Consider the following 17160-nt stretch of genomic DNA (forward strand, 5'->3'; position numbering starts at 1 on the left):
TTTCCGCGGCGGTCCTGTCAAGCCTTCGTGATGGGGCCGGCGCTGTCGAGAATCGGACTGTGCCCGATCCCGACTCTCCCCCCTCCCCGCTCCTGCTCGACGGCGACGGCGAGGGTGCCCGCGCGTCCGCTTCCGCGATCCGCGCCACCGTCGCCGCCCTCCCCGCCGACGGGGGCGACCTCGGGGCGACCATCGCCGCCGCGGTCGAGATCGGCGACCGGCGCCCGCAGGGCGTGCTCGCCACGTGGGAGCTGCTCGCCGCCGTGGCGGCGCGCGATGTCGCCATGGCCCGGGTGCTGGAGCCGCACCTCGACGCCCTCGGCATCCTGGAGGAGGCCCGCGCGGCCGGCATCGACGTGGACCTGGATGCCGTCGGCGCGGGGCCCGCGTCGTCGTGGGGCGTCTTCGCGGCCGAGGGGCCGGGCGTCCGACTCGACGCCGCAGACACGGCGGAGGGCTGGGTGCTCACGGGGACGAAGCCGTGGTGCTCGCTCGCGGCCGAGCTGTCGCACGCGCTGGTGACCGCGTGGGTCGGCCCCGGCGAGCGGCGCCTCTTCGCGGTGTCCCTGCGCGGCCCGGGCGTCACCGCCCGGCCGGGGCCGTGGCACTCCCGCGGTCTCTCCGAGATCGTCAGCGCGCCGGTCGACTTCGAGGGCGTCCGCGCCGTGCCGGTCGGCGAGGCGGGCTGGTATCTGCGCCGCCCCGGCTTCGCCCACGGCGGTGTGGGGGTCGCGGCGTGCTGGTGGGGCGGGGCCTTCCCGCTGCGGGCCGCTCTGCTCGCAGCGGCCGCGGCGGAACGCGCCGATCAGCTCGCGCTGATGCACCTCGGCCGCGCGGACACGGCGCTGTGGGCGGCGCGCGCGGCGCTGCGGGAGGCCGCCGACGTCTTCGACGGCGCGCACCGGACGGCGCGCGAGCGATCCGTCGGGGCGGACGACGACGACGCAGCTCTGCAGAAGCATGTCGCGGCGCGGGCGCGCACCGTGGTGGCCGGCGCCGTCGAGACGGTCCTCACCGCCGCGGCGCACGCCCTCGGCCCCCTGCCGCTGGTCGCGGACGAGGAGCACGCGCGCCGGGTCGCGGACCTGCAGATCTACGTCCGACAGCATCATGCGGAGCGGGACCTCACCCGCGTCGGCGCCGACGTCGTGACGGCGGGCGGCGCGTGGTGAGCTTCGACCACCGCGACCCGGGCACGCCCGAGACCGTGTGGGCGGAGGCGTTCGCCGCACGGGACATCCCCGCGGCCGACGAGAGGGTCGACCGTCTGGTGGTCGTCGCGGCGCACCCGGACGACGAGAGCCTCGGCGCCGCCGGGACCATCGCGCGCGCGGTGGCCCGCGGCATCCCGGTCGACGTCCTCGTCGTGACCGACGGGGAGGGTTCGCATCCCGAGTCGCCCACCGTCACCCCCGCTCGCCTCGCGCTGTGGCGGCGAGACGAGCTGACCACCGCGATGGCTCGACTGGGGCTGCTCACCCCGCCGACGTTCCTGGGCCTGCCGGACGGCGGCACCGACGGACATCGGGATGCCATCGCGACCGCCCTCACCGCCGTGCTGGCGGCCGCGTCGGCCGACGAGCGCGTCCTCGTGGTGTCGCCGTGGCGAGGGGACGGGCACCGGGACCACCGCGTCGTCGGGGAGGTCGCCGAAGAGGTCGGAGCCCGCGCGGGCGCGCGCGTCCGTGCCTACCCGATCTGGCTGTGGCACTGGGGGACGCCCGCCGACGTCCCGTGGGACCGGATGGAGGCCGTCGCCCTCGACGACGCCGCCCGTGCGGCGAAGGCCCGGGCGCTCGACGCCCACGTCAGCCAGACGCATCCGCTGTCCGCGGCCGCCGGCGACGAGGCCCTGCTGCACCCGGGGATGCAGGCGCACTTCGCGCGCACCGTCGAGCTGCTCATCGCACCGGAACCTCTGCGGCCCGGTGTGGGCAAGGCGGAGGCGGACGCGCGCGTCACGTCCGGATCGATGGATGCCGCCTACTTCGACGGCATGTACGACCGGCACGACGACCCGTGGGGGTTCGACTCGCGCTGGTACGAGGAGCGCAAACGACGCATCGTCACGGCGACGCTGCCGCGTGAACGGTACGACGCCGCCTTCGAGGCCGGCTGCTCCACCGGCGCGCTCACCGCGGTGCTGGCCGCGCGCTGCGACCGTGTGCTGGCCGTCGACCTCGCCGAGGCGGCGGTGGACCGCGCCCGGGACCGTCTCGCGGGACGTGCGGGCGTCGAGATCCGGCGGGCCGCCCTCCCCGCCGAATGGCCCGACGGCGAGTTCGACCTGATCGTGCTCTCCGAGGTCGCCTACTACTGGGGCGATGCGGACCTCGATCGCGCCCTCACGGCCTGCGTCGGGTCGCTTCGGCCGGGCGGTCACCTGGTCGCGTGCCACTGGCGGCATCCGGTCGCCGAGTATCCCCGCACGGGTGACGACGTGCACGCTGCGCTCGCCGCGCACCCCGGCCTCCGTCGCCTGGTGCGGCATGAGGAGGAGGACTTCGTCCTCGAGGTCTTCGGGGCGCCGGGCGCGGGATCGGTGGCGCGCGAGGGCGGGCTGCTCCCGTGAGCGGACGCCGGGAGGATCCCGCGCTGCCGGGCCGCGCCGTCGCGGTCGCGATCCCGGCGCACAACGAGGAGGTGCTGCTCGGCCGGTGCCTGGCGTCGGTGCGCCGCGCGCTCGACGCCGCCCACGCCCGTGAGCCGGGGCTGCGGTCGGCCCTGGTGGTCGTCCTGGACGCGTGCACGGACGCCTCGGAGGCTCAGGTCGGCGACACCGACGTCGTGCGGATCGATGCGCGCTGCGTCGGCACCGCCCGACGCGCAGCCGTGGCGGCCGCCCTCGCCCGGCTCGCCGCCGACGACGCCGGCCCCGCCGCCGGGGGCGGCATGGACCCCGACCGGACGTGGATCGCCATGACCGACGCCGACACGGTCGTGCCCGAGGGATGGATCATCCATCAGCTCGACCTGATGGACGGGGGAGCCGACGCGGTTCTCGGCACCGTCCGCCCCGACTTCGCCGACCTCAGTGAGCGGCACGCGGCCTACTGGCGGGCGACGCATCACCGCGGCCGACCGCCCGGCAACGTCCACGGCGCGAACCTCGGCGTGCGGGCGCGCGCGTATCTCGACGCGGGAGGGGTGCCGCACCTCCCCGCGCACGAGGACGTCGCACTCGTGGAGGCGCTGCGGCGACGAGGCGCGGACATCCGGGCCAGCGACGAGCACGAGGTCGAGACGTCCGGGCGCTTCGTCGGCCGGACTCCCGGGGGCTATGCCGCGTTCCTCGCGCAGGTGCACCTCCGCCTCGACGCAGCGGCCCGGTAGGCGCCGGCTGCGGGCCCCTATTCCTCTTGCGCCGCGCGTCAACCGGTGGGGCGGAGGACGCGGGACGCGCAGACTGGCCATCCCCCGGAACGAAAGGCAATGCGATGAAAGCACTCACCTGGCAGGGCAAGCGGAACGTCAGCGTCGAGGAGGTCCCCGACCCCACGATCCTCGAACCCACCGACGCGATCGTGAAGATCACCTCGACCGCCATCTGCGGCTCCGACCTGCACCTGTACGAGCTCTTCGGCCCGTTCATCGACAAGGGGGACGTCCTCGGGCACGAGCCGATGGGGGTCGTCGTGGAGGTCGGCTCCGCGGTGGCGCAGCTGGCCGTCGGCGACCGGATCGTGGTGCCGTTCAACATCTCCTGCGGGCACTGCTTCATGTGCCGTCGCGGTCTGCAGTCCCAGTGCGAGACCACGCAGGTGCGCGAGTACGGCAGCGGCGCCGCCCTCTTCGGCTACACGAAGCTCTACGGTCAGGTTCCCGGCGGTCAGGCCGAGTACCTCCGCGTCCCGCTGGCCGACTACAACCACATCCGCGTCGGCGAAGACCTCCCCGACGACCGCTACCTCTTCCTCAGCGACATCGTCCCCACCGCCTGGCAGGGCGTGAAGTACGCCGGTGTGCCCGAGGGCGGCACCCTCGCCGTGATGGGACTCGGACCGGTCGGACAGTTCGCGGCGCGCATCGGCGTGCACCTCGGCTACCGCGTCCTCGCGATCGAGCCGGAGCCCGAGCGTCGCGCGATGGCCGAGCGCCACGGCGTCCTGACGTACGACCTGACCGACACGGTCGTCGACGAGCTGGTCGACCTCACCGAAGGGCGCGGCGCGGACGGCGTCGTGGATGCGGTCGGCATGGAGGCGCACGGCAACGGCGGCATCCGCCTCGCGCAGAACGCGGTGGGACTCCTGCCGGACGCGCTCGCGCAGAAGCTCATGGACAAGGCGGGCCTGGACCGCCTCGCCGCGGTGTACGCCTCGATCGACCTGGTCCGCCGCGGGGGCACCGTGTCGCTGAGCGGCGTCTACGCCGGCGAGGCCGACGTGCTCCCGATGAAGACGATGTTCGACAAGCAGATCGCGCTGCGCATGGGGCAGTGCAACGTCAAGCGCTGGGTCGACGACCTGCTCCCGCTCGTGGAGGACCCCGCCGACCCGCTCGGCGTCATGGATCTCGTGACCCACCACGCCCCGCTCGAGGACGCCCCCGGCCTGTACGAGACGTTCCAGAAGAAGGAGGACGGCTGCATCAAGGTCGTCCTGCGCCCGGGGGCCTGAGCCGGCACACTCACCGCCGGCGGGAGACGCGTCGCGTGGGGGGCCGATGTCTCGGCATCCCGTCGTCCCGTGTCTCCCCGCCGCGGCGGGCGCGGTGAAACGTCCCCGCAACACGGGCGTGGGTAGGCTCGCAGCATGGGTGACCTGTTCGACGGTTACGGCTCCGCGACGGCGCCGCGCAAGACCGCTTCCGGCATCCCGGCGTACGACGAGATGTTCGGCGACCCGGCCGCCGCCGGGGGCACGGCGCGGTCGCGCGAGGACTACCGGGAGCTCTATCAGACCCTCGCGCAGATGACGCAGGACGAGTTGCGCGGGCGCACCGAGTCGCTCGCCAGCTCCTATCTCGCGCAGGGCGTCACGTTCGACTTCGCCGGGGAGGAGCGGCCGTTCCCCCTCGACGCGGTGCCGCGCATCATCGCCTACGACGAGTGGTCGCGGATCGAGGCCGGGGTCAAGCAGCGCGTCCGGGCGCTGGAGGCGTTCCTCGACGACGCCTACGGCAACCAGCACTGCGTGCGCGACGGCATCCTGCCCGCCCGTCTCATCTCGTCGTCGCAGTACTTCTACCGTCAGGCCGCCGGCATCCGTCCCGCCAACGGCGTGCGCATCCAGGTGTCGGGCATCGACCTCATCCGCGACGAGCACGGCGAGATGCGCGTGCTCGAGGACAACGTGCGCGTGCCCTCGGGTGTGAGCTACGTCATCTCCAACCGCCGGGTCATGGCGCAGACCCTTCCCGAGCTGTTCGTTTCCATGCGGGTCCGCCCCGTCGGCGACTACCCGAACAAGCTGCTCGCCGCGCTGCGCGCCTCGGCCCCGCCCGGGATCGACGACCCCAACATCGTCGTGCTGACGCCCGGCGTCTACAACTCGGCGTACTTCGAGCACACGCTGCTCGCGCGCCTGATGGGCGTCGAGCTCGTCGAGGGCCGCGACCTGCTGTGCATCGGCGGCAAGGTGTTCATGCGCACCACCCGCGGGCCGCAGCGCGTCGACGTCATCTACCGCCGCGTGGACGACGACTTCCTCGACCCGCTGCAGTTCCGGGCCGACTCGATGCTGGGCGCGCCCGGCATCATGCTCGCCGCACGGCTCGGCAACGTGACCATCGCGAACGCGGTCGGCAACGGCGTCGCCGACGACAAGCTGCTGTACACCTACGTGCCCGACCTCATCCGGTACTACCTGGCCGAGGAGCCCATCCTCAAGAACGTCGACACCTGGCGCCTGGAGGACCCGGGCGCGCTCGAGGAGGTGCTGGACCGGCTCGACGAGCTCGTGGTGAAGCCCGTCGACGGGTCCGGCGGCAAGGGCCTGGTCGTGGGACCGGATGCCTCTCCGTCCGAGCTCGACGCCCTGCGCACGCGCCTGCTGGCCGATCCGCGCGGCTGGATCGCGCAGCCCGTCGTCATGCTCTCGACGATCCCCACGCTCGTGGAGGACGGGATGCGCCCGCGGCACGCGGACCTCCGCCCGTTCGCGGTGAACGACGGCGACGACATCTGGGTCCTCCCCGGCGGTCTCACCCGCGTCGCCCTCCCCGAGGGGCAGCTGGTCGTGAACTCCAGCCAGGGCGGCGGCTCGAAGGACACCTGGGTCGTCGGCGGCGCGGCGCCGTCGCACGTCGAGTACGGCCAGGGCAACGGGGTCTCCGGCCTCGTCGCCGACCAGGCCGCCGTGACCGAGTCGATCCCGATCATCTACGACGGCCAGCCCGCCCCGGCGACGGCGCCGCGCGACCACCGCCCGGACCGCGACCAGCAGGAGCAGCAGCAGCAGGACGCGTCCGTGCAGCACGGCCCGCAGGCCGAGCAGCAGCAGCAGACCCGGGAGGTGCCCGCGTGTTGAGCCGTATCGCCGAGAGCCTGTTCTGGATCGGCCGTTACATCGAGCGCAGCGACGGCACCGCCCGCATCCTCGACGTGCACCTCCAGCTGCTGCTCGAGGACCCGTGGATCGACGAGGACACCGCCTGCCGGTCGCTGCTCAGCGTCATGGGCTCGGGCGTCCCCGCGACCCTCGACACGGTCCGCCGCGACGACGTGCTGGCCCGTCTCGCCGTCGACCGGATGAATCCGTCGAGCATCGCGTACTCGCTGGCCGCGGCCCGGGAGAACGCCCGCCGGGCCCGCGAGATCGTGTCCACCGAGCTGTGGGAGATCCTCAACACCACGAACTCCCGGATGCCGCGGCGTCTGCAGACCGACAAGGTGCACGAGTTCTTCCAGTGGGTGCGCGAGCGCGCCGCCCTCGCCATCGGCACCGTGGACTCGTCGACGAACCGCGACGAGGCGTGGCAGTTCTTCACCCTCGGCCGCAGCATCGAGCGCACCGACATGACGGCGCGGCTGCTCGCGACGCGGTCGCTCACGGACGTGTCCGGGCCGTCCTGGACGACCATCCTCCGCTCGTGCGGCGCCTACGAGGCCTACCTCCGCACCTACCGCGGCATGCCGAGCGCGCGCAACGCGGCGGAGTTCCTGCTGCTGGACCGCCTCTTCCCGCGGTCGATCATCTACTCGATCCAGCGGGCCGAGGAGTGCATGAGCGCGATCGACCCCCGCGCCGACCGCGTCGGGCACTCGAACACGGTGCTGCGCGCGCTGGGGCAGATCCGCAACGACCTCGAGTACCGCCCGGTCAGCGACATCCTCGCCGAGCTGCCGGAGCACATGCAGCGCGTGCAGACCGTGACGCGGGAGGCATCCGAGGCCATCCGCTCCCGTTTCTTCCCGACGCAGGCGGAGCCGGCGTGGATCGGAGAGATCTCATGATGGATGCCAGCGGTCGAACCCCCGCGGGAGGCGAGCGATGAAGCGCCTGCGCATCGAGCACCAGACCGGCTTCGTCTACCAGGGCGACGCCACGGCCTCGTACAACGAGGCGCGGATGCTCCCGCACTCCACCGACAGCCAGTTCGTGTTGAGCTCGTCGCTCGACATCGAGCCGTCGACGTCGGTGAACCAGTACGTCGACTACTTCGGCACGCGGGTCGCGGCCTTCGACGTGCTGACCCCGCACTCGTCGCTGACGATCACGGCACGGTCGCTCGTCGAGGTGCGTCCGCGCCCCATCGAGCACGCCGACATGACGTGGGAGGCGCTGGCCGCCGAGGCGTCCGGCTCGCTCGAGACGGTCGAGCAGCTGACGCAGACCCGCCGCACGATGCCGCATCCCGACGTCGTCGAGCTCGCCCGGTCGATCGCCGCGCAGCACGACCGGCCGGGCCCCGCGGCGCACGCCATCGCCGAGGCCGTCGGGGATGCCATCGAATACATGCAGGGTGTGACCGGCGTCCACTCCACCGCGACCGACGCGTGGGAGGCCCGCAAGGGCGTCTGCCAGGACATCGCGCACGTCACGCTCGGGGCCCTGCGCGAGGTCGGCATCCCGGCCCGTTACGTCTCGGGCTACCTGCACCCGCGTCCGTCCGCCGAGGTGGGAGAGGCCGTCACCGGCGAATCCCACGCCTGGGTGGAGTGGTTCGCAGGGGACTGGCAGGGGTTCGACCCGACGAACAACATCGAGATCGGCGACCGGCACGTGCTCGTGGGGCGCGGCCGCGACTACAACGACGTGCCGCCGCTGCGCGGGGTCTACGCGGGTCCCGGCAAGAGCCAGCTCAAGGTCAAGGTCACCATCACCCGCGAGACGTGACGCGCGGTCCCCTCCGCGTCCCCGACGGGGCCACGGCGCCGGCGACGCGTGCCTGCACCTCGCGGTGCAGATCGACGAGGCTGTGCTGCTGGCCGAGCTCGTTCCGGCGCGCCCACTCGTCGAGGGTGATGCGCATCTCGACGCCTGCGAGGCCGGCGGCGGTGCGCACGTCGAGTTCGGAGGCGCCGATGCGCTCCGCGATCTCGGGGATGAAGCGGTCGGACGACGTGATCTCGCGGCGGATCGCCGCGCCGAGCAGCGCGGGCTCGTGGGCCAGGAGCCGTCGCACGCGCAAATAGCGCTCGCGGGCGTCCGCGTCCGCGTCCAGCTGACCGAGCTCGCGTTGGAACACCGCGCGGAGCGCCGCCGTGAGGGCGGCGATGTCGTCGCCCTCCTCGCCGACGCCGGCCAGGGCCTCGACGAAGCGGGCGTCATCGACGAAGACGGCCTGCTCCTTCGTGCCCGCGAGGCGGAAGAACGTCCGCGGCGAGACGCCTGCACGTGCGGCGATCTCGTCGACGGTGGTCCCGCTGACACCCTTCTCCTCGAACAGGTCGAGGGCGGCGGCGCAGATCTCCAGCGACGTCTCGCGGCGTCGGCGATCGCGCAGCCCGCCGAGGGGTGCCGGGTCGGTCTCCATGCGGCTAGAGTAGTCCATGTCTTATTGGCAGTGACTGTCAACTTGTCTTCGTCTGCTCAGATTGGTCCCCCATGGTCGCCACCGGAACGGTTCCCACCGCCTCCTCGTCCTCCTCGCGCCCGGCCGCACGCCCTGGCGCGGTCATCGCCCTCCTCGTCGTCGCCGCGTTCGTCGTCATCCTCAACGAGACGATCATGGGCGTCGCCCTGCCCGAGCTCATGCGCGAGCTCGACATCACCGCCGCCACCGCGCAGTGGCTGACGACGGCCTTCCTCCTGACGATGGCCGTCGTCATCCCCGTGACCGGATTCCTCATCCAGCGGTTCCCGCTGCGCTCCCTGTTCTTCGCGGCGATGGGGCTGTTCACCCTCGGCACGGTCGTCGCCGCGGTCGCGCCCGGCTTCGGAGTGCTGCTCGTCGGTCGCGTGGTTCAGGCCTCCGGAACCGCCATCATGATCCCGCTGCTGTTCACGACGGTGCTGAACGTCGTCCCCGCGCACCGCCGCGGCCGCATGATGGGCCTGATCTCGATCGTCATCTCGGTCGCCCCGGCGGTCGGTCCGACCGTGTCCGGGCTGATCCTGTCGGTGTTCCCCTGGCGGGCCATGTTCATCGTCATGATCCCGATTGCCCTCGTCGCGATCGCGCTCGGCGCCCGTTGGGTGCGCAACCTCACCGACACCGCCCGCGTCACCCTCGACGTCCTCTCGGTCGTCCTGTCCGCCGTCGCGTTCGGCGGCATCATCTTCGGTCTGTCGAGCATCGGCGAGGCCGCCGGCGGCCACGCGGTCGTCCCCGTCTGGATCCCGCTGGTCCTCGGCGCGGTGGCGCTCGCGGCGTTCGTCGTGCGCCAGCTGCGTCTGGCCGGGACCGACCGCGTCCTGCTCGACCTCGGCGTGTTCCGGCACTCGACGTTCTCGATCGCGGTCGTGCTCGTCGTGGTCGCCATGACCACGCTGTTCGGCGTGCTCATCCTGCTGCCGCTGTACCTGCAGAACGTCCTCGGCCTCGGCACCCTGCCGACCGGGCTCATGCTGCTGCCGGGCGGTCTGCTCATGGGCCTCATGGCCCCGATCGTCGGCAACCTCTTCGACCGTTTCGGCGCCCGGCCGCTGGTCCTGCCCGGCTCCATCGTCGCGAGCCTCGCGCTGTGGGGTTTCGCGACGCTGTCGGCCTCGACGCCCGTCGGGCTGGTCGTCGCGGTGCACTGCCTGCTGAGCCTCGGCCTGGCGTTCATGTTCACCCCGCTGATGACCTCGGCGCTGGGCTCGCTGCCGCGGCCGCTCTACCCCCACGGGTCGGCGATCGTCTCGACGGTGCAGCAGCTGGCCGGTGCCGCCGGCACGGCGGTGTTCGTCACGCTCATGACGGTCGGTTCGGCGTCGGCGCTGGCCGACGGGGGGACCTCGACGGTGGATGCCACGGCGAGCGGCATCCATTCGGCGTTCTTCACGGCCGCGTGCCTGTCCCTGGCCGTGATCGTCCTGGCCGCGTTCGTGCGGACGCCGACCCCCGCCTCCGCCCCGGCGCCCACCGCGCACTGACGGCACCGTCTCGGCAGGAGCGTGTGCTCTCGCGAGCCGGTAGCGTGGTCTGACCACATTCGACGTGCGGGGGTGTCCATGGTCCGGCGGCAGCTGCCCAAGGTCGGCGAGCTCCTCGAGCTCATGCAGTTCAAGAAGCCCGAGCTCGATCCGCGGACGCGACGGCTCGAGGCGGCCCTGACGATCGCGGACCTCCGCACGATCGCCAAGCGGCGGACGCCGAAGGCGGCGTTCGACTACACCGACGGCGCCGCCGAGGGGGAGCTGTCGCTCGACCGCGCGCGGAGGGCGTTCGAGGACATCGAGTTCCACCCCGACATCCTCCGCCCGGCGGCCGAGGTCGACACCGCGTGCGAGATCCTCGGCGGCCCGTCCGCTCTGCCGTTCGGGATCGCCCCGACGGGGTTCACCTGTCTCATGCAGACCGAGGGTGAGAGCGCCGGGGCGTCCGCCGCGGCAGCGGCCGGCATCCCGTTCACCCTGTCGACCCTGGGCACGACGTCGATCGAGGGGGTGAAAGCGGCCAACCCCGTGGGGCGCAACTGGTTCCAGCTCTACGTCATGCGGCAGCGCGAGCTCTCGTTCGGTCTGGTGGAGCGGGCCGCGGCCGCCGGCTTCGACACGCTCATGTTCACCGTCGACACCCCGATCGCGGGGGCGCGCCTGCGCGACAAGCGCAACGGCTTCTCCATCCCCCCGCAGCTGACGGTCGGGACCATCGTCAACGCGATCCCGCGCCCGTGGTGGTGGTACGACTTCCTCACGACGCCGAAGCTCGAGTTCGCCTCGCTGACGACGACCGGCGGCACCGTCGGCGAGCTCCTGAACGCCGCGATGGATCCGACGATCAGCTACGACGACCTCGACGTCATCCGCGGGATGTGGCCCGGAAAGCTCGTGGTGAAGGGGGTGCAGAACGTTCAGGATGCCGCCCGCCTGATCGACCGCGGCGTCGACGGGATCGTCCTGTCGAACCACGGAGGTCGTCAGCTCGACCGTGCGCCGATCCCGTTCCGGCTGCTGCCGTCGGTCGTGCGCGAGGTCGGGAAGGACGCCACGATCATGGTCGACACGGGGATCATGAACGGCGCCGACATCGTGGCATCCATCGCCCTGGGCGCGAGGTTCACCCTCGTGGGGCGCGCGTACCTCTACGGCCTGATGGCCGGGGGACGGCAGGGCGTCGACCGCACGATCGCCATCCTGCGGAGCGAGATCGAGCGGACCATGACCCTGCTGGGGGTGTCGTCGCTCGACGAGCTCGAGCCGCGGCACGTCACGCAGTTGACGCGCCTCGTACCGGTCGCGCCGTAGGCGGCTCGCGCTCAGCGGCAGACGGGCCAGCCCAGGCCGAGGAACCCGCCGCCGATGCGCACCGAGCCGTTGGCGTCGGCGGTCCATCGCGATGACAGGTACGCACGGACGGTGACCGTCGATCGCTCGAACGGGAAGAAGAAGCGGTCCCGAGGGATGGAGGCCGCGCGTGCGTTCCCCGGGATGCCGCGGGCGACCTCGACCCCGTCGACGAGGATCGCGAACTCCGCCACCGCCGGGCCGTCCTGCCGCCAGACGATGATCGGTCCGCTCGAGTCGTCCACGCAGTCGACGACAGCGGGCGGGATCATCTGCCGGGCGACGACGGTCCCGGATGCCGCCGTCCCCGCGCTCCACGATGCCCAGGCCGGGGCGGGGGAGAGCAGGAGGGCGGGCACGACGGCGACCGCCGCGAGGCGGAGGTCTCTGCGCCTGGTCGGGCGGGGGTTGTCGTCGCCGGGCACGCCCGCCTCTCCCGGCCGGCCGGGGTCGTCGGGGGTGTCGGCGTCCTCACCGGCGTTCTCGTCGTCGTCGCGGCCGCGGCGGGTGCCGACGGCGAGGCACCCGAGGAGGACGACCGCCGTCACGGCGAGGGGGACGACGTTCCCCGTCCGCGCCCACACGGACGGCAGCCCGACCCACGGAACGCGGAGGACCCCCACGCCGGACACCGCCTCCGGCGAGACCGGGGTGCTGTCCGCCGCCGGATTGGCATCGCCGCGGGTGACGAGCATGCCGTCCGCCCGGACCGACTCGAGCCGGTGCAGGCGCAAGCGGTCCGGACGGTCGGGGTCGACGGCGAGGAGCACTCTCCCCGGTACGAGGTCCTCGGGGCCGACCGGCATCGCGACGACGACGTCCCCGACCTCGATGGCCGGGCTCATGGATGCCGACATGACGCTGGTCGGCATCCACCCGACGACCGCGGGCACGGCCGCCCAGAACGCCAGACCGAGGGCGAAGGCGAGGACGGCGCGCGCGACCGCCACCGCCGCGAACGCCGTTCCCGCGGCGAAGCGGCGGGGCGGCACGGGTCAGCTGTTCTGCGCTTCCCAGACGAACGTCGTGCTCGCCGTGCCGCCCTGGACGCTGTTCGGCGCGTCGGCGTCGAGCTGCCAGGAGAAGCGGTACGTGCGGCTCTCCGGCGGCGCGCCGGTCGGGTTCCACGACGGTGCGCCGTCGGCGAACGAGGTGTGTGCGGAGGTGAACTGCGCGACGGTGCCGCGGAAGACGGCGTCGCCCTCGGGCTGGAAGCCGTCGCACGACCCCGACCCGCCGCCGGTGCCGACCTCGACCGCGAGCGCGAGGTGGTCGGGCAGGGCGTTGGAGCCGGTGGCATCCACGGCGTAGAGGCGGACGTCGGAGGCGAGCGAACCGGTCGAGGTGACGGTGATGCAGGTGGTGCCGCCGTCGCCGGGCTTGGCGTTCGGGACGGTGAAGAGCGCCTGTCCGGCGTCGTCGTCGTCGAGCTGGACGGTCCCGGCCCGCCACGAGTTGCCGTCGTTCGACGTGGTGTCCGAGAACGCGGCGTACGAGCTGGATGACACGACGATGCCGGCCGCGACGAGGGCGGCGGGAACGGCGATCCAGGTGGCCAGGCGCGACGATCTCCGGCTGAATGTCGACATTGCAGATCTCCCCAAAAGATCGATGGATGCGAACACCGGAAGGCTAGGGAAAAGGCCTTGGCTCTCGTGCGACGCGCCGGACGGCTTGACAGGGTGGTCTGCGGGATGAGATCAGGGCCGGGTCGGGCCTGTCGCTCGGCGTGAGGCGGGCGCCGAGGCGGCGGCCGACCCGAGGGTCTGGGTCGAGAGCAGGCCCATCGTGAGGAAGGCGGCGGCCGTGAAGGCGGCGGCCCGGGTGCCGTCGCTGAAGGCCGCGCGGGCGGCGTCGGCGAGTTGCTCCGTCTGGGGCGACCGGTCGAGGCCGGCGATGGCCGCGCCCGCGCTGTCGACGACGAGGGACACGACCTCGTCGCGGCGGTCGGCGGGGACGCCGTCGTCCTGGAGAGCGGATGCCAGGGCCGCTCCCGTCGTGGAGAAGAGGACGGTTCCGAGGATGGCGACCCCGAGGGCGGCGCCGAGCTGCCGCGAGGTGGACTGCGTCCCCGATGCCTGTCCGCTCGCGGAGGCGGGGACATCGGCGAGGACGACCCCCGTCAGCTGGGCCGTGGCGAGTCCGACGCCGAGCCCGTAGACGAAGAGCGCCGGGACGAGGGGCCCCCAGGCGGCATCCGGCGAGATGAGCAGGGCGACGCCCGCGACGCCGACGATCTCGGCGACGAGCCCGCCGCGGACGAGATGGACGGGGGCGACGCGACCGGTCAGTGCTCCGGCGAGCCCGCTCGCGACGAACGAGCCGACGGCGAGGGCGAGAAGCAGCAGTCCCGTCTGGAGCGCGTCGAAGCCCAGGACGAACTGCAGCCAGAGCGGCAGCGCCAGGATGATGCCGAACTCGCCGAGGGAGACGACCGCGGCGGCGATGTTGCCGTTGCGGAATGAGGTGAGCGAGAAGAGACGGAACGCCAGGAGGGTGGAGCGCCCGGTCCGCTGCCGGTGCAGGCCCCAGGCGATGAACGCCGCGAGGGCGGTCGCGGCGACGGCGAACGCGACGGGGACGGGGGAGAGGGCGAAGGGCCAGGTGGCGTCGCCGAGGGTGGGGGCGGTGGCGGTGGTCCACCAGCCGTAGGTGCGGCCCTCGATGAGACCGAAGACGAGCGGGCCCATGGTGAGCACGGACAGGACGGCCCCGACGACGTCGATGCGCTCGCGCTCGTCGCTGCGCGACTCGGCGACGGTCAGGGCGACGCCGACGAGGATGAGCAGGCCGAGCGGGATGTTGATGCCGAACGCCCAGCGCCAGGAGAACGCGGTGGTGAGCCACCCGCCGAGGAGCGGGCCGAGGGCCGCCATGCCGCCGATCGTCGATCCCCAGACGGCGAAGGCGATCCCTCGTTCGCGTCCGCGGAAGGTCGCGTTGATGAGCGACAGGGTGGTCGGGAGGATCATCGCACCGCCGACGCCCTGCGCCAGCCGGGCGAGGATGAGCAGCCCGCCGGTGGGGGCGAGCGCCGCGCCGACGGAGGCGAGGGCGAAGACGACGACACCGGTCTGCAGGAGCCGGCGACGGCCGAACCGGTCGGCGAGGCTGCCGAAGACCAGCAGCAGGGAGGCGAAGACGAGGGTGTACGCCTCCTGCACCCACTGCACCTCAGTGGAGGTGATGCCGAGGTCGTCGACGATCGGGGGGATCGCGACGTTCACGATGGTGCTGTCGACGATGATGAGCGACACCGCGATGCTGATGAAGACGAGCCCGGCCCATCGGCGGCTCGGAGTGATCTGCGCCATGTAGCTAGCTTATCTAGCTAGTTCGATGGTGGCGTCGGTGCGGCTGGTCCCGCCGTCGCCCGGTCACGGCGTCGGGTGTGGCTGATCCTGCCGTCGCCCGGTGAGCCGACGGGTGCGCCTGGTCCTTCCGTCGCCCCGGTTATGCCGTCGGGCGCGGGTGGGCTCCGGTCGTGCGGGTGGTCCGCGGCGTGCGCTCGTTCGCCGGGAGGGGGATCGCGGTCGTGCCGGCGACCTCGTCGCTGAAGTCCTCGGGTTCGGGCGTGATCGTCGTGATGGGACGCGTCTCGTCGAGGGTCAGCAGGAAGCGGCGGGTCTCGTGGCGGTGCACGCGGCCGGAGGCGAGGGTCCACGCCACCCCGATGCCGCACGCGACGAGGGCCATGATGCCCGCGAGTCCGATGGCTACGCGGGGACCGAACTCGGCGGCGACCCAGCCGACGACGGGGGCGCCGACGGGCGTCCCGCCCAGGAGGATCGCCATGTAGAGCGCGAGGACGCGGCCGCGCAGGGCGGGGTCCGTGCTGGTCTGCACGTAGCCGTTCGCCGTCGTGAGGGTCGTGACCACGCAGAAGCCCGTGAAGACGAGGGTGGCCGCGTACGCGCCGTAGCTCGGTGCCACGACCGACGCGAACGAGGCGAGGGCGAAGCCGCCGGCGCCGACGACGACGACCCGCATGCGGGCGCGTTCGCGGCGGGCGGCGAGCAGGGCGCCGGCGAGGGAGCCGATCGCCACGAACGAGCTCAGAAGCCCGAAGCCGTCCGCGCCGCGACCGAACTCGAGGGCCATCGTCGAGGCGAAGATGGGGAAGTTCATGCCGAAGGCGCCGAGAAGGAACACCATCACGAAGATGACGACGAGGTCGGGACGGCGGGCGACGTACCGGAACCCGTCCGCGAGGCGTGCCGGGCCCGTTCCGCGGCGATGGGGGATGAGCTCGTGCGTCCGCATCAGCACGAGCGCGACGATCATCGCGACGAAGGTGGAGGCGTTGACGAGGAACACCCAGCCGGTGCCGAGCACGACGATCATGACGCCGGCCACGGCCGGGCCGATGAGGCGGGCGGTGTTGAAGGATGCGGCGTTCAAGGCGACGGCGTTGGACGCGTTCTCCCGGGCCACGAGATCGGAGACGAACGTCTGGCGGGCGGGGTTGTCGAACGCGGTGATGACGCCGAGGGCGAAGGCGAACCCGTACATGAGCGGCAGGGTCATGACCCCGGTCAGGACCAGGATGCCGAGGGCGACGGCCAGCAGGAGCAGCGCCGTCTGCGTGCACATGATGAGCTTGCGACGGTCGAAGCGGTCCGCCACCCACCCGGTGACGCCCACGAGAAGCAGGGGTGGGGCGAACTGCAGCGCCATCGTGACGCCCATCGCCGCGGCGTCGTTGTCGGTCAGCTCGGTGAGGACGACCCAGTTCTGCGCGGTCGCCTGCATCCAGGCGCCGATGTTGGACACCAGGGCGCCGATGAACCACACGCGGTAGTTGAAGACCGCGAAGGACCGGAACATGGCTGAGCTCACCTGTCCGCCACCTTTCTCATGATCTCCGCTGCGTCGGCGAGGGTCTGCCGTTCGCGTTCGTCCAGTTCTGCGAGTGCGTGCTCGAGCCACGCATCGCGTCGGCGCACGGTCTCGTCGACGACGGCGACGCCGTCCTCCGTGAGCCTGATCGTCACGCGTCGACGGTCCGCCGGGTCCGGCGTCCGGGACACGAAGCCGGCATCCTCGAGCAGCGACACCGTGCGATTCATCGACGGCGCGGTCACCCGCTCGCGGTCGGCGAGCTGACCGAGGGTGTGTTCGCCGTGCACCGTCAAGGCGGCGAGCACGGCGAACTGCCCATCGCTCATGGTGTCGACCGCGCGCTCTGCGCGCAGCCGACGGGCGAGACGGAAAGTGGCCATGCGCAGCTCGGAAGCGTGCGCACTCAGGTCACGGGTGGGGGATTCGTCGACGCTGTCATTCATTGTCTCGATCGTTAGCCTAGCTTATTAGTCTTGCTAATGGTTCAGGGTGGGCGCTTTCC

The 17160-nt window shown here is 72.4% G+C and carries 15 protein-coding genes; 9 read left to right on the top strand and 6 right to left on the bottom strand.

The genetic code is table 11. The features are described 5' to 3' along the window. Positions 1 to 59 precede the first annotated feature (59 nt). The 7 genes from MRBLMI1_RS10985 to MRBLMI1_RS11015 all read left to right on the top strand — a co-directional run bounded on the left by MRBLMI1_RS10985 (position 60) and on the right by MRBLMI1_RS11015 (position 8279). A complete protein-coding gene (locus tag MRBLMI1_RS10985) occupies positions 60 to 1172 on the top strand; it encodes an acyl-CoA dehydrogenase (RefSeq protein WP_367732603.1) in 1113 nt (370 codons plus the stop codon). Beyond that, positions 1166 to 2572, top strand: coding sequence for a PIG-L family deacetylase (locus MRBLMI1_RS10990; protein WP_367732605.1), 1407 nt, complete (start codon positions 1166 to 1168; stop codon positions 2570 to 2572). Before MRBLMI1_RS10985 ends, MRBLMI1_RS10990 begins: the two co-directional genes overlap by 7 nt. Beyond that, positions 2569 to 3333: a glycosyltransferase gene (locus tag MRBLMI1_RS10995; RefSeq protein ID WP_367732609.1), complete on the top strand. Its 765-nt coding sequence runs from the start codon at positions 2569 to 2571 to the stop codon at positions 3331 to 3333. The genes MRBLMI1_RS10990 and MRBLMI1_RS10995 overlap by 4 nt, the downstream gene beginning before the upstream one ends. Before the next feature lie 104 nt (positions 3334 to 3437). Continuing rightward, the gene (locus MRBLMI1_RS11000) at positions 3438 to 4619 is read left to right on the top strand and encodes a zinc-dependent alcohol dehydrogenase (protein WP_367732612.1); all 1182 of its coding nucleotides are present in this window, start codon (positions 3438 to 3440) and stop codon (positions 4617 to 4619) included. A 135-nt stretch (positions 4620 to 4754) separates the two neighbouring features. Next, the gene (locus MRBLMI1_RS11005; RefSeq protein WP_367732614.1) at positions 4755 to 6470 is read left to right on the top strand and encodes a circularly permuted type 2 ATP-grasp protein; all 1716 of its coding nucleotides are present in this window, start codon (positions 4755 to 4757) and stop codon (positions 6468 to 6470) included. Then, complete coding sequence (locus MRBLMI1_RS11010) at positions 6464 to 7396, top strand: alpha-E domain-containing protein (protein ID WP_367732616.1); 933 nt, start codon at positions 6464 to 6466, stop codon at positions 7394 to 7396. Before MRBLMI1_RS11005 ends, MRBLMI1_RS11010 begins: the two co-directional genes overlap by 7 nt. Positions 7397 to 7433: 37 nt before the next feature. Further along, positions 7434 to 8279 carry a transglutaminase family protein gene (locus MRBLMI1_RS11015; RefSeq protein WP_367732622.1) on the top strand — a complete coding sequence of 282 codons (846 nt, stop codon included), beginning with the start codon at positions 7434 to 7436 and terminating at the stop codon, positions 8277 to 8279. Here the strand turns inward: MRBLMI1_RS11015 and MRBLMI1_RS11020 are convergent. Then, on the bottom strand, positions 8263 to 8919 hold the full coding sequence (locus MRBLMI1_RS11020; protein ID WP_367732624.1) for a TetR/AcrR family transcriptional regulator: 657 nt from the start codon (positions 8917 to 8919) through the stop codon (positions 8263 to 8265). The two genes, MRBLMI1_RS11015 and MRBLMI1_RS11020, sit on opposite strands and share 17 nt — an antisense overlap. A gap of 71 nt (positions 8920 to 8990) precedes the next feature. On the opposite strand from MRBLMI1_RS11020, the gene MRBLMI1_RS11025 reads away from it, so the two are divergent. Together MRBLMI1_RS11025 and MRBLMI1_RS11030 are read left to right on the top strand one after the other, a co-directional pair. Next, on the top strand, positions 8991 to 10463 hold the full coding sequence (locus tag MRBLMI1_RS11025; RefSeq protein WP_367732626.1) for an MDR family MFS transporter: 1473 nt from the start codon (positions 8991 to 8993) through the stop codon (positions 10461 to 10463). Between the two features lie 78 nt (positions 10464 to 10541). Further along, the gene (locus MRBLMI1_RS11030; RefSeq protein WP_367733675.1) at positions 10542 to 11777 is read left to right on the top strand and encodes an alpha-hydroxy acid oxidase; all 1236 of its coding nucleotides are present in this window, start codon (positions 10542 to 10544) and stop codon (positions 11775 to 11777) included. Positions 11778 to 11788: 11 nt separating this feature from the next. On the opposite strand, the gene MRBLMI1_RS11035 is transcribed toward MRBLMI1_RS11030, so the two are convergent. The 5 genes from MRBLMI1_RS11035 to MRBLMI1_RS11055 form a co-directional block, all read right to left on the bottom strand. Beyond that, positions 11789 to 12808 carry a signal peptidase I gene (locus MRBLMI1_RS11035; protein WP_367732631.1) on the bottom strand — a complete coding sequence of 340 codons (1020 nt, stop codon included), beginning with the start codon at positions 12806 to 12808 and terminating at the stop codon, positions 11789 to 11791. Positions 12809 to 12811: 3 nt separating this feature from the next. Beyond that, positions 12812 to 13405, bottom strand: a complete 594-nt coding sequence (locus tag MRBLMI1_RS11040) for a TasA family protein (protein ID WP_367732637.1) — start codon at positions 13403 to 13405, stop codon at positions 12812 to 12814. A 111-nt stretch (positions 13406 to 13516) separates the two neighbouring features. After that, on the bottom strand, positions 13517 to 15130 hold the full coding sequence (locus MRBLMI1_RS11045; RefSeq protein ID WP_367732639.1) for an MFS transporter: 1614 nt from the start codon (positions 15128 to 15130) through the stop codon (positions 13517 to 13519). A 139-nt stretch (positions 15131 to 15269) separates the two neighbouring features. Further along, a complete protein-coding gene (locus MRBLMI1_RS11050; protein ID WP_367733677.1) occupies positions 15270 to 16643 on the bottom strand; it encodes an MFS transporter in 1374 nt (457 codons plus the stop codon). Positions 16644 to 16651: 8 nt separating this feature from the next. After that, the gene (locus MRBLMI1_RS11055) at positions 16652 to 17101 is read right to left on the bottom strand and encodes a MarR family winged helix-turn-helix transcriptional regulator (RefSeq protein ID WP_367732641.1); all 450 of its coding nucleotides are present in this window, start codon (positions 17099 to 17101) and stop codon (positions 16652 to 16654) included. Positions 17102 to 17160 lie beyond the last annotated feature (59 nt).

It is taken from the genome of Microbacterium sp. LMI1-1-1.1, assembly GCF_040815675.1.
Classification (GTDB): domain Bacteria; phylum Actinomycetota; class Actinomycetes; order Actinomycetales; family Microbacteriaceae; genus Microbacterium.